Origin of the sequence: Pseudomonas sp. B21-019 (genome assembly GCF_024749225.1) — a bacterium.
Lineage (GTDB): Bacteria > Pseudomonadota > Gammaproteobacteria > Pseudomonadales > Pseudomonadaceae > Aquipseudomonas.
The window spans coordinates 3,346,764-3,362,045 of sequence record NZ_CP087193.1 but is presented as its reverse complement, the minus strand read 5'-3'; the positions used below and the strand labels follow the sequence as shown (position 1 = coordinate 3,362,045).

Here is a 15,282-nt window from a genome sequence, read left to right as displayed (position 1 = left end):
GCATTCTAACCTTGAGGGGAAGCCTGCGAGAACAACCGTCATGGCATTTCCCCATCAAAGTGGCGCTTATTTTTATGGTTCAAGGAGTGCTGGTGTGCAATTGGCGCCCTAACTGACCGATTAACCAGGACACGCTATCAGCATTGCCGAGTTGCACAGCCAGTCTGGTCGTCGAGTCCCTCATGAAGCGCTTGCGGGCATCGTCCAGAGTCTGTTCACCCGTTAATTTCAAAACATGTTCCAGCATCCGATCAGTATTCTCGTAAGTGGTACTGCCAAAATCTTCCCATAGCCCGGAATCAGCATTCTCGAGCCTGAACAGCTGATTCAAGGGTGACTTGCTCGATAAGGCGGTCCGCTGAACATCAGTCAATGCTTTTTTGAGCTGCCTGGCCCGGGCGCTCGACGTTTCTATCAAGTCGGCAAAAGGTCTGGAGGCGTCGAGATAACCAAGGTCTTCTGTGTCGCACACAATGTGCGACAGTTCGTGGATCAAGGTGGAAGCGCGGGCATGAGGCCGGATGGGGAAGGATGCATCAGACATATAATTGCGGTAATGGTCTAGCTGCGGGAGAAAGAATTTCTCTGCCAGGTAGACTTTCCGCTGGAGGTCCGTAGGAATCGTGAAGGCGAAAGTACTTTCCCTTTCTTCATGGGTTCTCCCGACCACAAACCGCCTGGACTTGGCATCCCTGAGTGTGGGATCCAGCAAAGCACCAAAAATATCGCCGACGACTTTTTCGAGCATCGTCATATGCTCGGGCAGCACTGTCGGTACATCGAGAAACTCCATAATGAGCTGATGTACAGGAGTGTCCTTGTTACCCGAGGTTCTGAGTAGTTGCAGGTTGCGAAAAGCGTTCCAGGCATACGTGGTCGCCTGGTCAAGACTTTCGTCGATCACTCGAGCCCTGACGGGAAACAGCATGCGGATTTCTGCCATTCCATCGGCTTCGACATTCATGCCTCCCCTTACTGCAAGAGCTGTCTCCAATCGGTTGAGCATGCTGTAGCGCGGAGCCAGCGCTTTCAAATCCAGCACCCATTGTCTGGAGGTGTTCTGGCGAAGATCGGGACCATGGGCATCGTCGCCACCGATGCACCAACGCGCGCCCCGTTTTTTGAGTGGATACACTTTGCCTTCAACCGGTCCATAGTGTTTTTTTGTCGTCGGATGGGTGTAAAGCCCAAGCGTCGGGTTCGGCGTCAACGAGCCCAGGTCGACATCGGGACTCTCATAACGCTGCAAGTGAGTGCGTTCGGGAGCGGTGATGTCGACGTCTTTCCATTTGAACCGGGTGTCGGGTGTTGCGGGGGGCGGTTCATTCACGGCCGAAGATGGGGGCGTCTGGTTTTCCATTGATTGACGCAAGGTGGCGAGTTGCGCGATGCCGCTGATGAACGCCTTTATCGCGGCGCCCCACTTGTGCGTTTGCAGGTCTTCGGCGGACTGCTTGATGTCCCGGTAACTACGCCATACCGTGATCGGATACGCGAGTTTGCCCATGAAAAGCGTAAAAGCCTGATGCGAGTCCTCACCCAATACATGCTTGATGGTTGCCCATTCGCCTTGAGCATGGTTGTCCGACTGACACCCTAGTAAACGGGCGAGTAACGCAGCATTGTCGTTGAACAAGTGCCTGAACAGGTTTCCCTTGATCGGACTGGACGCCAGGGTGACTTCGTTGAGGCGATGATTGGTGTGCGCCATCCGGTTTTCCACCAGGATCCGATCAGGCTGCGGCAGATTCTTGAGTACCCAGTCGTGCAGCGCGCCCCGGGTCTTCATTTCGGTCACCAGTTGTCGTTCATTTTCATATTCTTTCACGCCATGCCGAGGACTATAGGGCGCTATAAGGACCTGTGGCCCTGCGTTGTCCGACGTTGAGCCGATCAAATAGAGGCCTGGCACTTTGATGGTCTGCCCGCTCCTGATACCGACGAACTCAAGTGGGCGGATGATCGCCTTTGCGCCGTCGACTGCGGCACGGGCGATGGCGTCGGGCATGTCCATGACTTGCCGGATCAGATCAAACCCGGTCTCGCCCAGACGCTCCTGCAGTTTTTCCGAATGGGCGTAGTGCATCAATTGCCAGGGCAATTGCGTGGCGAACCGCTTTCTGCGATCCGCCGCGCTGACGTGTGTATCGGCAAACGCAGTGTTCAATATCGCTTGCTGATGCTCGCCCAGCTTCAGGTTACGTATCAGGTCTTTGATGTAACTCTGGTCCATGTCGTCAGGAATGGCGGTGGCATTAAGCGACACCAGCTTGAAGGCGGCTTGTTCCAGATCCTTAATGTGGGTCAACGCAAACTCGGTAAGGGTTTGTATCACTGCCCCAGATGTCGGACGTGGGCGGATGTGTATCTCGACATTGTCTGGGTCAATGTCGAAGGCGTCTGCCTTGAGTTGCTTCTGCAATTCATGGTGTGCCGTGCGCGCCAACGTGCGAATGCCGCTCAGGTAGTCCTTGTCATCGGTGGCGTTATTCAGATATTGCTGAAGCAGCTCGCCGTGCAGCACCTGGTCTGCGATAGAGGCCTTTGCCAGCCATGCCGGAAGCATTTGCTGGGTTGTCAGGGACCGGGCGATGTCCGTTGCACGTTGTAACCCCGTCTTCGGTTCGCGAAGTGCCACCAGGTTCAGCAGTCTGGATAGGTTCGTAACGGAAAGCGGTGTCTTCAGTGCATCCTCGATGGACGTCAGGTCGAGGTGGACATTGGGCCTTTGTACATGATCGAAGAAATTGCCGTGTACCTGTTGCAGCGGTGCCAGGTTCACTCTCTGCCTGGGCAATCGCTGGCCGCGTCCGAGGTTTTCCAGCAGCGTGCTACGTTCATCTTCGTCTTGCAGGCGTCTTTCTAGTTCGGTCAGCAAGGGTTTGAGTGACGGGAATGCTTCGAAGCCAAGCGCCGGGGTCCATACAATGGCCTTGCCCGAATGTATCGGGTCCAGTCCGCCTCGTTCAGTCAGCACAAAACAACTGGCCAGTTTCAACAAGTCGGCGGAGTCGCCCACCTTAAGCGCCAGAGAGAACACGTCGGGCAGAAAGCCGTTAAGTGCAGCGCGTTGCAGGCGCACCGGGGTATCGAGCACCGTTTTGATGATCGCCTGTTCCGTTGCACCTAACGTATGGGCGACGGTTCGCAGTTTGAGTTCGCTGCGCAGCGCCGTCGACAGGGTATGGGTGAAGCTTGATTGCAAGCCTTCCAGCGATGAACCGACGATACGTTGCGCCTCAGCGACCGTGCGGGTTGCGGCGGGAATGGCGGGGTGGTTTTCAAGACGTTGTTCGAGCGCCTGTTCGACCGTGGAGAGCAGGCTCAGCTGTTCTTTAGCCGACTCGGCGCGCACGGTGGCCGGTTGCGCGCTCCAGCGCTGGTCTGCTTGGGTGCTCCAGCGCCCGGCGGCGTCGGGGACCAGCAGCCGATCGTCGATCAGGCCTCGAACATCCAACGCCTTGTCGAGCAGGGCGTGGAGGTTGAGCGTGCCTTCGCTTTCACGGTACCGGCTCAAGGCGTAGCTCAGGTTTTGCAATTGTTTGGCAAGCACGTCTGCCATCAGTTGTTCAAACACCGGACCGACAATCGGTTCACCGATAATCACTGGATCGTGGGGTTTCAGGTCAAGAAACGTGCCGCGCTCATCCAGCGACATGAAATTGAGCAGCGTGTCTTCATGCCCTTCGCTTTTCAGCATGCGCAACACGATGCTCTTGATGGCGGGCAGGTCGCTCGTGGCTTCGATGCCTCGGGATTGGCTGTACAAAAAACCGAGAGTATCGTCACCGCCGATCATCAAGGTCGAGGCCAGTTCTGCATAGTGCTTGTAGGGGGCGGTGACGCGCACTTTTTCGATACGCAGAGAAGCGCCCGGGGTGGGCGTGAGGCTGATGTTCATAAGGCGCAGGTATTGCTGCACGGACAAAACACCTTGCTGGCATTTGAGCAACAGATTCACGTGATAGGTGTCGCGCATGCACTCGGTTAAAAACTCGGCGCGTGATCGTCCGCCATTCATGGGCATGTTCCAGAACGTCTCGAGCAGGCTTTGCAGGTGTGGTGTAAAACTTTGCGCGATTTCCGTGATTGCACTTTCCCATGCCTGGTTATCGGCGTCGCTGCTCACGCCGTGTCGGGGGTTGGAAAAGATCCGGTAGTCGCCAACGGGCCATTGATTGGTCAGGTAATACTGCAGGAGGGCGGCGTCCAGCGGTAGCGCGGACGTCTTATGGCTATATTCGGTATTGTCGAAGGCCGAAACGGTGTTGATAAAACTCTCTACTCGCGTGTGGCGCTGATCCAATCCAGGGAAGGACCTGGCCAAGGCAATTTTGAGGGTTTCATCGAGCATCGCCTGCAGGGTCGGAGTCTTTATCAGCTCGCCCATCATCGCCTGGATGTTGTGTGCCCCATTGCGTTCGAGGAGGGCCTCCTGATCCTGAAATACCGCCCCTTCGATGGCTTGTATGGTGATGTCTGGCGCGGCGGCGGCCAGCACAGCGGTGCGTTGTTCGATTGAGAGGTAGCGCAGTAATTCTCGCTTTCCGGTGTCCTGCACCAGCCACTCCTTGAGTTTGCTTTTCGCGTCGTCCATGTCGGCGAATTTGATCAGACCTTTCCAGGGTGTGTAGAGCGTTACCTCGCCGTCATTGGGCCGGCTTATGGCAAAGGCACCGGCCAGTGGAATGTCGGCCGCGCCGGTCTGGCTTAGAAGCAATCGGTCGACGTGCATAGGTTTGCTGTGTTTCTTGCGCGCTACCTGGGTCGGGAGGTAAACGCCCTTTAACCATTTCAGGTCATCAAGGGTGAAGTTCAGCGCTTTCTCGCGATCACCGGGTTGTTTGGCATTGGATGCACGTTCTGCCTCGTCGAAAAAATACGGCAGTGCTGGAGTAGTCATGGTTTTTCCTCGATCGGCTGCGATCGCTGGCAATCGCAAGTTGTTGGGTCGAGGGAAAACAGTAGGGCCAACGGAAAGCCCGGGTGCGGTACATATTGCTTGAGCTGATTCTTTGTCGCAGGCTTGACAGGACGCCGGTAAAACAGCGCTTAATCGACGACTTTTTCGGTTGCCCAGTAACCTCGCTTGACCTGTTGCCCATACCCAATAATAAAACCGGAGCTTCAGATGACCGCATCGCCTGAAATGGCCGTCAATTCGAACACCCAAAACCTCGATTTCGGCGCGCTCGTTCAATTGCTCGAACAGATTTTCCTGCGCCATGGCACCTCAGCCGATGTCGCCAGAACCCTGGCCCTCAACTGCGCCAGCGCCGAACGCGATGGCGCCCACAGTCACGGTGTTTTCCGTATTCCCGGTTATGTGTCGACGTTGCAGAGCGGCTGGGTCAATGGCCAGGCCGTGCCGGTGGTCGAGGACGTGGCCTCGGGTTTTGTCCGGGTTGACGCCGGTAATGGATTTGCCCAACCGGCTCTCGCGGCGGCGCGGCCCTTGCTGGTGGAAAAAGCCCGCAGTGCCGGCATTGCGGTGTTGGCGATCCGCAATTCCCATCACTTCGCCGCTTTGTGGCCGGACGTCGAGCCGTTTGCCGATGAAGGGCTGGTGGCACTGAGCGTGGTCAACAGCATGACCTGCGTGGTGCCGCACGGTGCCGATCGTCCGCTGTTCGGGACCAACCCGATTGCCTTCGCCGCGCCCAGGGCCGACGGTGCGCCGATTGTCTTCGACCTAGCGACCAGCGCCATCGCCCATGGCGACGTGCAGATCGCCGCGCGCAAAGGCGAACGCTTGCCAGCGGGCATGGGTGTGGACAGCCTCGGCCAGCCGACTCAGGACCCGAAAGCCATTCTCGAAGGCGGCGCGTTGCTGCCGTTTGGTGGGCACAAGGGCTCGGCGCTGTCGATGATGGTGGAGTTGTTGGCGGCGGCATTGACGGGTGGCAATTTTTCTTTCGAGTTCGACTGGTCGAACCATCCGGGGGCCAAAACCCCCTGGACCGGGCAACTGCTGATCGTGATCGACCCGAGCAAATCGGCGGGGCAAAACTTTGCCGAACGCAGTCAGGAACTGGTCCGGCAGATGCATGGTGTGGGGCTCAAGCGGTTACCGGGTGATCGGCGTCACCTGCAACGCGCCAAAGCCAATGTTGAAGGCATTGCGCTCGATCCACAGACGCTGGCGAATCTGCGGGAACTGGCTGGGCTCTGAGCCTGCTCCCACAGGTTTCGCAGTGGTCAATGGTTCAACGCCGACCCAACAACAGACCAACCACCAGGCCGAAACCCGCAGAGATGGCCACGGTTTGCCATGGATGGCCGCCAATGTAGATCTCGGTGGCGTCGACCGCGGGTTTGGTCCGGTCACGAACACTGGTCACCGAGTCCCGGGCCTGCTGGAGTTTCTGGGCGATTTGTCCTCGAAGGGTGTCCGCTTCTTCTCCGACCAGTGAGGCACTGCTTTTCAGCAGTTTTTCCGACTCTTCGATCAGGGCCTGAAGTTCGCTGAAGACCTGATCCTTGATTTGATCATCGGCGACTTGATCGACGGTTTTGCGAGCCATTTGGTGTACTCCTTACAGTGAATGGACAGTGAGCAATGGAGTCTGCGGCGATTGAAAAAGTTGCAGCTATTTTGTGAGGTGGCTCAAGCGGACGCAGAGCGTCCATTGAGGCATTCCGTTGCTGCGCGTGGGAACGATAAAATCCAGCGCAGGACATTTCTTCCTACAGTGTAAGATGTCGCCTATTTTACGCAGCAGGTAATTCCCCATGAGCTTCAATCTGGCCGACAAACCCCTCGCCGAGCGCGCAGCGCTTGAAGATGAAAAATCCCGTCTGTTCGAACTCTGGCAAAACAACCTGGGCAAAGCCAAGGGCGAAGCCGCTCGGTTGTTCGGTGAGCGCGCCAAGCGCAAAGGCAAATGGGCGGAATGGGTACGCTCCGAACTCGACGGCATGTCGCCGCCGGAATTCGCGAACATGGTGCGCAGTGAAGTCAATCGCTTGATGGCCGCTAAATAAACGCCCCGGAAAAGATCGCGGCAATCGCTTCACGCACTTTCAACACCACCGGATCGAGCTGCGTGCTGGTGCGCCAGCCCAGTTCGATCGGGTAACGCGGCAGCGCCAAAGGGCAGGGCAGCAACGCCAGTCCACTGAGCGCCGCAATGCTTTGCGCCGCATGGGCCGGAATGGTCGCCACCGCCTGACTGCCCTTGAGCAGATACGGCAACGCGGCAAAATGCGTGGTCGACGCGCATACCCGCCGACTCAATCCCAACGCCGCCAGGCCTTCATCGGTAATCCCGATAAAACCGCCCGAAGACACCAGAATGTGCTCGCGGGCGACGAACTCATCAAGGCTGAGGATTTGTTGCCCCTCGGCCAAGCTGAGGGGATCCACCAGACACAGATAACCCCCTTCACCCAACACCTGACGGCTGAGTAAACGCTCGGCAAACCCGCCTGCGGTGATCGCCAGATCGATACTGCGTTCCATCAAGGCCCGGGCGACGATCTGGCTGTGGGTCTGGCGAAAGATCAGTCGCAGTTTCGGCGCACGGTGAGCGATGTCTTCGATCAATCGTCGCCCGTAGGCGATTTCGAAATCATCCGACAAGCCCACCGTGACCGAGCGCCCGTCGTAATGATGGGCCGCTGGATCGACCATCGCCAGGCTCTGGCGGCATTTGTTCAGTGCATCGCTGACCACCGGTTTCAGCTGGTTGGCCTTGAGCGTCGGCGCAAGACCTCGGCCAGTGCGCACGAACAATTGATCGCCATACACCTCGCGCAGCCGGCGCAATGCCGCGCTGACCGCCGACTGCGTCACGCCAAGACGTAGCGCGGCACGGCTGGCGCTGGACTCCTCATGCAGCGCTTCGAAGACTTTGAGCAAGTTGAGATCGACGGTGGCGATATTCATTTGGTTCATATCATTCAGCAGTGAGTCGGGCTTTATTCATGATCCTGTGGCGCCGGAGAATGAGCAACACCTCATTACTGACGGAGCCACCGTAATGCCCAAGTCAATTGTTGCTGCCCTGCAAATCGGCGCCTTGCCCGGCGGCAAGGCCGACACCCTCGATCAAATCCTCTCCTGGGAAACCGCCATTATCGAATCCGGCGCGGCGTTGGTGGTCATGCCTGAGGCGTTGCTCGGTGGCTACCCCAAAGGCGAGGGTTTTGGCACGCAACTCGGCTATCGACTGCCGGAAGGTCGTGAAGCGTTTGCCCGGTATTTCGCCAATGCCATCGACGTGCCCGGTACCGAGACCGACGCCTTGGCCGGGTTGTCCGCCCGCACCGGGGCCAACCTCGTGATCGGTGTGATCGAACGCGCCGGCAGCACCTTGTACTGCACCGCGCTGTATTTCGACCCGCAGGCAGGGCTGGTTGCCAAGCACCGCAAACTGATGCCCACCGGCACCGAACGACTGATCTGGGGCAAGGGTGATGGCTCGACCTTGCCGGTGATCGACAGCCAGGTCGGGCGGATCGGCGCGGTGGTGTGCTGGGAAAACATGATGCCGTTACTGCGCACCGCGATGTACGCCAAAGGCGTGGAGGTCTGGTGCGCGCCGACCGTGGACGAGCGGGAAATGTGGCAGGTCAGCATGCGCCACATTGCCCATGAAGGACGCTGTTTCGTGGTCAGCGCCTGTCAGGTTCAGGACTCGCCGCAAGCCTTGGGCGTGGACATCGCCAACTGGCCGGCGGAGCGCCCGCTGATTGCCGGCGGCAGCGTGATTGTCGGGCCGATGGGCGACATTCTCGCCGGGCCGCTGCGTGGCGAGGCGGGATTGCTGACCGCCGAAATCGACACCGATGACCTGATCCGCGCCCGGTACGACTACGACGTGGTCGGGCACTATGCGCGCCCGGATGTGTTTGAGTTGACGGTGGATGAACGAGCCAAACCGGGCGTGCGGTTCAACACATAAACCCAGTAGAAGGGCCAATGCAGTTCACTTAGGAGTGTCTCGAGTCAGAGAAACCTGTGGCGAGGGAGCTTGCTCCCGCTTGAGTGCGTAGCACTCACAAAAACTCGCAGTGGTTGTCAGATTTTTGGGGCCGCTACGCAGCCCAGCGCGAGCAAGCTCGCTCGCCACAAGGGTAGGCATGACTGATGAGTGCGCTTCGTCTAGTCTTCAGGTGTTCACACCCCTGTCAACGGATGGACTCGCCATGAGTTTGTTACTAGGCCCGATTCTGCAGTTTCGTGGCATCAACAATAATGTCTACAACGTGTCTGCCCTGGTGGTTTCACCCTTGGGCGGGCCTCCACCCACGGTAAAAGTGCCCAAGGGTGTGACTGCCGACACACCCTTGGCCATCGCCGATATCCCGCTGCTGAACCCTAATTCCCGGGTCTGGCGCATTGATTTCAAGGCGGCGCAGGATCAGGCCGTTGCCACCAGTTACACGGTTACCGTAGACAGTGCGCAGGCCAACTTCGTCGTTCCGGCCAAGGGCCAGTCGCCGCGCATTGCCTATGTGTCGTGCAACGGTTTCTCCGACCCCAAGGAGATGGAGAAGGTAGACCGGAATAACGAGCGTTGGGAGCACATGTGGGGCGCTCACCAGGGCGAGCCCTATCATCTGCTGTTGATGGGCGGCGATCAGGTTTATAGCGACGACATGCGCAGCAGTGTGCCGTCGATGAAAGCATGGTTCGCCAAACCCTTCGCCGACCGTCAAAAGGCCGCTTACAGCAAGGTGATCGAAGCCGATCTGGACAAGTTCTTCACCAGGCTCTACCTGGAATGCTGGAAACAGCCCGAGATGGCCAGGGTGTTCGGCGCCATTCCGACGGTGATGATGTGGGATGACCATGACATCATCGATGGCTGGGGTTCCTACGATGAGGTATTACATTCAAGCCCGGTGTTCCAGGGGCTGTTTGCCACGGCCAAACGCTATTTCAGGATTTTCCAGCAGCAACTGATCCAGACCCATCCTCACCTCAAACCGTCTGCTGATACTCATCCGTGCGCGATTCCCGGCACCGCTGACGGCTTTCACCTGGGGTTCACCGGCCTGGGCGAATTGGCATTGCTGGTTCCCGATTTGCGCAGCGAACGTGCGCCGGACTTGACCACCCCGCAGGCCCAACAAACCCGGGTTATTTCCCCGGTCAGTTGGGATGCGATTTATGCCTGGCTGGACAAGGTCCCTGCGCACAAGCACCTGTTGCTGATGTCGAGTATTCCGGTGGGCTACCTTGATTTGCAGGCGGCCGAAAAGGCGCTGGACGTGATGGTGGGGCAACAGGAGCTCGAGGACGATTTACGCGACCACTGGCGAAGCCTGCCGCACCGCAGTGAACGCAAGCGGTTGATCATGCGGCTGCTGGATTTCGCCAAAGCCCAATCATGCAAGGTCACGCTGGTGTCCGGCGATGTTCATGTGGCCGGGGCCTGTGTGATCGAATCGAAGTTGCCCCGGCATGGCATCGATGGCGCAGGGAAAATCTACCAATTGATTTCCACCGGCGTCGTGCATCCTGCGCCACCGGTGTTGGCGGTGCACTTTCTGGAGTCCATCGGTGGCAACCAGGAACAGATCGATTACGGGATCACCGGAACCATGTTGCCTGTTGGCGCGAGGGGGCGTTACCTGATCGCCGCTCGAAACTGGTTGGCGATCGAGCCGGATGAAGGCGGCAACGGCAAGACCCGACTATGGGCCAACTGGCACGTAGAAGGTCTGAAGCATAGTGTGACGCAGGTGATCGACCCCGTTACCTAGCGTGCTGCGGTTCACTTAAGCGATTTCAGCCGCGACGCATTCCTTGTAGCAGCTGTCGAGCTTGCGAGGCTGCGTTCGGCTGCGCAGCAGTCGTGAGTCCGGCTGCCGTGGTGTATCTGATGCACCGCATTGTCTTATTTGACGACTGCTTCGCAGCCGAACGCAGCCTCGCAGGCTCGACAGCTGCTACAGATCGCATTACGGCGTAAGTGAACAGAATTACGTTACTAGCGCGTTACCAGGTGCCGGAGGTCGAACCCGGCAGGCTGAGCTTCCCGCGATCGACAAAACGCATCGTGCCGAACGCGCCGCCAGCCAGTTTGCCGCGCAGTACGTAGGGCAGATTGTCCAGGGTTTGTGTCTGACTCAATCCGAGGGTCTGACGCAGCACCGTGAACGCCGAAATACTCACCGGCACCACTATGACTGCTTCGGAGAATCGCGGGATCGAGCCCGACTGGTCGCTGACGCCGGAGGCGAGTGGTCGGCCATTAACCTCTAGATCCAGCGCCACGCCGTTGTAGGCGATCGCGGTTTCATTGGGGTTCTGCACGCGCAGTTTTACCGCGAAGCGCACTTCCAGCTCCTGGCTTTGCAGCGGCTCGATACCGACCACGTTGATGTGCAGCGGGTCGCGACTGGGGAACAAGGCGCAGGCGCTCAGGGAGAGCAATAGAAGGGATAGGGACAGGGCTAGCAATCTGCGCATGAACATATTCTCGTAAAGAAAAAGGCCGAACCGCTCAAAGCTCGGCCTTTGAGCATTACGGACGGTTCAACTGTGCGACAACCACAGGCGACGTGGGTTCACCTTTGGCCGGAACATCCGGGTTCTGCATCACCTGAAGCACCGAGGCTTCCGGGTCGAACTCGTCTTCTTCCAGCTCGATGAACTCTTCGGGCAGGAAGATATTCAGCACGATAGCGCACAACGCACCGACAGTGATCGGCGATTCGAAGATGTTGTGCAGCGCCTTCGGCAGCTCGCGCAAGACTTCAGGCACCGCCGCGACACCCAGGCCCATGCCGAGGGAAATCGCCACGATCAGCATGTTGCGCCGATGCAGGCCTGCCTCGGCGAGGATCTTGATTCCGGCCACCGCTACGGTGCCGAACATCACCAGTTCGGCACCGCCGAGCACCGGTTTCGGCATCAATTGCAGCACGGCGCCGATCATCGGGAACAAGCCCAGCAGCACCAACAGACCGGCAATGAAAAACGCCACATAACGGCTGGCCACGCCAGTGAGCTGAATCACCCCGTTGTTCTGGGCGAAGGTCACCATCGGCATGCTGTTGAACACCGCCGCCATGGCTGAATTGAGGCCGTCGGCCAGCAGCCCGGACTTGATCCGACGGATATACACCGGGCCTTTGACCGGCTGCCGGGAAATCATCGAGTTGGCGGTCAGGTCACCAGCGGCTTCGAGGGGCGACACCAGGAAAATCACCGCCACTGGCACAAACGCCACCCAATCGAAGGAGAAACCGTACTTGAACGGCACAGGCACGCTCATCAGCGGCACGGCGGGCAGGCTGGCGAAATCGACCTGGCCCATGAACCACGCGACCGCATAGCCGAGGGCGAGGCCGATGACGATTGCTCCCAGGCGCAGGAACGGCACGTCCACCCGGTTCAACACCACGATAGTCCCCAGCACCAGTGCGGCAAGCGCCAGGTGGCTGGCCGCACCGAGATCCGCCGCACCGAAACCGCCAGCGATGTCGGTCATGGCGACCTTGATCAGCGACAGGCCCATGAGGGTGATGATGGTGCCGGTCACCACCGGGGTGATCAGCATCCGCAGCTTGCCGATGAACTGGCTCAACACCACTTCGATGAACGCGGCGAAAAAGCACACGCCGAAAATCGTCGACAGGATTTCATCGGTGCCGCCGCCTCGCGCCTTGACCATGAACCCGGCGCTAAGAATCACGCTAATGAACGAGAAACTGGTGCCTTGCAGGCACAACAGGCCGGAGCCTACCGGACCGAACCGCCGCGCCTGCACAAACGTGCCCAGCCCCGAGACGAACAGCGCCATGCTGATCAGATAAGGCACTTCACTTTGCAGGCCCAGGGCGCTGCCCATGATCAGCGTCGGAGTGATGATGCCGACGAAACTCGCCAGTACGTGTTGCAGGGCGGCGAAGACCGTGGCAGTCAGGTGAGGGCGGTCGTCGAGGCCGTAAATCAGATCGTTGTGGCGTGGGGAAGCGGTTTGTTCAGCTGCGGTCATGGTCAGGTGCGTGCCAGAAGGCGGGCCGGTCGGAAAAGGGAGCGCAGGATGCCAGCCGTGGGCATCGAGGGCAACGCTAAACGGTACAGGGGGCATGCACAACACCTGTGGCGAGGGAGCTTGCTCCCGCTGGGCTGCGAAGCGGCCCCAAAATCGGCCAGTCAAACCGCATATAGTGGGTTTGCGACTGCTGCGCAGCCGAACGGGAGCAAGCTCCCTCGCCACAGGAGATCAAACGGGCGCCGCGAATGCCGCAAGCAGATCCTCTTCAAAGGCCTTTTGCGCATCCCCCGGCACTTGTGCGCGATGGCGCGCCAGGTGGAACGCCACCTCGAAACTCATATCGCCCTGGCGCACGGCACGGAGCAACCCTTTGTCTTCCCAGCTACGGGCGAAGTGATCGGGCAAGTAACCCACGTGCTTGCCGGACAGAATAAAGGCAAGGGTGCCTTCGACCTGTTCGGATCGCGCTGAACAGAGCTTCCCCTGAAACGGCTCATCGCTGCGCAGGAAACGATAGGGGTGATCGACCCGGTCGCAGGCCTGGAGCGCTTGATCGTCAGGTGCGTCATCGGTGAACAGCGGATGCCCGGAGGCGCAGTACAGGTGCTGGGTTTCGGTGAACAGTTCACGGTAGTCAAAAGCACGCTGCGCCTGTGAGAAATAGCCGATCGCCAAGTCCAGCCGTTGTTGCAGCAACAGCCGTTCCATTTCGCCGGGCATGGCGCTGATCAACTCGATGCGCACCGATTCGTCCCGATCGCGAAAGCGTCGGATCGCCTCGGCCACCCGTTGCAGCACCGACTGATCAAGCGCTTCGGACAAGCCCAGGCGCACTTCGCCAATCAAGCGTCCGGCCACGCCGTTGGATTGATGGCGGAACGCTTCGATTGATTCGAACAAGGCGCGGGTGGCAACGAGCAACTGTTCGCCCTTGGGCGTGATCTTGAACCCGCCCTTGCCGCGACTGCACAGGCGATAACCGAGCCGGGTTTCGAGCTTGGCCATCTGCTGGCTGATGCTCGACTGGCTCAGCCCCAGCTCACCCTGGGCCGCGCTGAAGCCTCCGCATTCCACCACGCTGACAAACAGGCGCAGCAGGTGCAGGTCCAGATCATGCAGTTGGCCAAGCATCAAACATTACTCCGCAATAAAGTCAGGATAACTAACCTGGTATTTTTCCAATGTAACCGACGACGCATCCTGCAACCACTTCCTCCGGTCAGGTGTTCGTCATGGCTCCGCTCTTCAAGCTGTGTTTACCCGCGCTGTTCCTCGCCATGGCCATGCCGGCCCAGGCTGAGGAAAAAGTCCTCAATCTCTACAGTTGGGCCGATTACGTGGCGCCCGAGACCTTGCAGCGCTTCGAAAAGGAAACCGGCATCCACGTGCGCTACGACACGTTCGATACGCCGGAAGTGCTGGAAACCAAACTGCTCACCGGCGGCAGCGGTTACGACGTGGTGGTGCCGTCGTCCAGTGTCCTGGCGCGCGGCCTGGCGGCGGGAGCGCTGAAGGAAATTCCGCACGATGGCCTCAAGGGGTACGCCAACCTCGACCCGGACATGCTGGAAAAACTGGCGGCGGTCGATCCCGGCAATCGCTATGGCGTGCCTTACACCTGGGGCACGCTCGGGCTAGGGATGAATGTTGAAGCGGCAAAACAACGCTTGCCCAACATACCGCTCAACAGCCTGGACCTGCTGTTCAAGCCCGAATACGCCAGCAAACTGAAAGACTGCGGCATCGCGATTCTCGATTCGCCGCAAGAGGTGATTGGCCTGGCGTTGCATTATTTGGGTAAAGATCCCTACAGCACCGACAAGGCTGATCTGACAGCCGCCGACGCCCTGTTGCGTCAGCTACAGCCGTCGGTGCTGTACGTCGCCACCGGGCGGCAGATCAATGATCTGGCCAATGGCAGCGTTTGCCTGGCACTGACCTACAACGGTGACGCGAGCATGGCCGCCGATCAGGCGCGCAAGGCCAATAAACCGTTCGAGGTGGCTTACCGCATTCCACGTGAAGGCACACTGGTATGGCAGGACAACCTGGCAATTCCCAAGGATGCGCCGCACCCCGAAGCCGCTCGAGCCTTCATCGAGTTCATGTTGCGCCCCGAATCCGTTGCCGCACTGACCAATACGCTGTTCTTCGCCACGGCCAATCAGGCGGCGACGCCACTGGTGGATGAGGCGGTGCGCAGCGATCCCGACATCTACCCGCAGGCCGAGGTGCGTGAGCGGCTGTACGCCGACCGCAGCATGAGCCTCAAGGACATGCGTCAGCGCACCCGCCTGTGGACCACTTTCCGTAGCCGTCAATAAGC

Annotated in this window: 11 protein-coding genes; 5 read left to right on the top strand and 6 right to left on the bottom strand. The window is 59.0% G+C overall.

Annotated features, from left to right (window positions below; genetic code table 11):
- Positions 1-79: 79 nt before the first annotated feature.
- A complete protein-coding gene (locus LOY36_RS15005; protein ID WP_258668568.1) occupies positions 80-4,903 on the bottom strand; it encodes a M35 family metallopeptidase in 4,824 nt (1,607 codons plus the stop codon).
- A gap of 228 nt (positions 4,904-5,131) precedes the next feature.
- Between LOY36_RS15005 and LOY36_RS15000 the strand changes: the two genes are divergently transcribed.
- Entirely contained in the window at positions 5,132-6,172 is a 1,041-nt protein-coding gene (locus tag LOY36_RS15000; RefSeq protein WP_258668566.1) for an Ldh family oxidoreductase, read from the top strand.
- A 34-nt stretch (positions 6,173-6,206) separates the two neighbouring features.
- Here the strand turns inward: LOY36_RS15000 and LOY36_RS14995 are convergent, their stop codons facing one another.
- Positions 6,207-6,524, bottom strand: a complete 318-nt coding sequence (locus LOY36_RS14995) for a YqjD family protein (RefSeq protein ID WP_258668564.1) — start codon at positions 6,522-6,524, stop codon at positions 6,207-6,209.
- Between the two features lie 208 nt (positions 6,525-6,732).
- Between LOY36_RS14995 and LOY36_RS14990 the strand changes: the two genes are divergently transcribed.
- On the top strand, positions 6,733-6,984 hold the full coding sequence (locus tag LOY36_RS14990; protein WP_007937833.1) for a hypothetical protein: 252 nt from the start codon (positions 6,733-6,735) through the stop codon (positions 6,982-6,984).
- On the opposite strand, the gene LOY36_RS14985 is transcribed toward LOY36_RS14990, so the two are convergent.
- Positions 6,977-7,897 carry a LysR family transcriptional regulator gene (locus tag LOY36_RS14985; RefSeq protein WP_258668561.1) on the bottom strand — a complete coding sequence of 307 codons (921 nt, stop codon included), beginning with the start codon at positions 7,895-7,897 and terminating at the stop codon, positions 6,977-6,979. The genes LOY36_RS14990 and LOY36_RS14985 overlap by 8 nt on opposite strands.
- Before the next feature lie 85 nt (positions 7,898-7,982).
- On the opposite strand from LOY36_RS14985, the gene LOY36_RS14980 reads away from it, so the two are divergent.
- Both LOY36_RS14980 and LOY36_RS14975 read left to right on the top strand, forming a co-directional pair.
- On the top strand, positions 7,983-8,906 hold the full coding sequence (locus LOY36_RS14980) for a carbon-nitrogen hydrolase family protein (RefSeq protein WP_258668559.1): 924 nt from the start codon (positions 7,983-7,985) through the stop codon (positions 8,904-8,906).
- Positions 8,907-9,150: 244 nt separating this feature from the next.
- Positions 9,151-10,713 carry an alkaline phosphatase D family protein gene (locus tag LOY36_RS14975; protein ID WP_258668557.1) on the top strand — a complete coding sequence of 521 codons (1,563 nt, stop codon included), beginning with the start codon at positions 9,151-9,153 and terminating at the stop codon, positions 10,711-10,713.
- A 235-nt stretch (positions 10,714-10,948) separates the two neighbouring features.
- Here the strand turns inward: LOY36_RS14975 and LOY36_RS14970 are convergent, their stop codons facing one another.
- The 3 genes from LOY36_RS14970 to LOY36_RS14960 all read right to left on the bottom strand — a co-directional run bounded on the left by LOY36_RS14970 (position 10,949) and on the right by LOY36_RS14960 (position 14,087).
- Positions 10,949-11,422 carry an LEA type 2 family protein gene (locus LOY36_RS14970; protein ID WP_258668556.1) on the bottom strand — a complete coding sequence of 158 codons (474 nt, stop codon included), beginning with the start codon at positions 11,420-11,422 and terminating at the stop codon, positions 10,949-10,951.
- A 55-nt stretch (positions 11,423-11,477) separates the two neighbouring features.
- Positions 11,478-12,953, bottom strand: coding sequence for a nucleobase:cation symporter-2 family protein (locus LOY36_RS14965; protein WP_258674185.1), 1,476 nt, complete (start codon positions 12,951-12,953; stop codon positions 11,478-11,480).
- A gap of 231 nt (positions 12,954-13,184) precedes the next feature.
- The gene (locus tag LOY36_RS14960; RefSeq protein WP_258668555.1) at positions 13,185-14,087 is read right to left on the bottom strand and encodes a LysR family transcriptional regulator; all 903 of its coding nucleotides are present in this window, start codon (positions 14,085-14,087) and stop codon (positions 13,185-13,187) included.
- Between the two features lie 101 nt (positions 14,088-14,188).
- Between LOY36_RS14960 and LOY36_RS14955 the strand changes: the two genes are divergently transcribed.
- Complete coding sequence (locus LOY36_RS14955) at positions 14,189-15,280, top strand: polyamine ABC transporter substrate-binding protein (RefSeq protein ID WP_258668554.1); 1,092 nt, start codon at positions 14,189-14,191, stop codon at positions 15,278-15,280.
- Positions 15,281-15,282 lie beyond the last annotated feature (2 nt).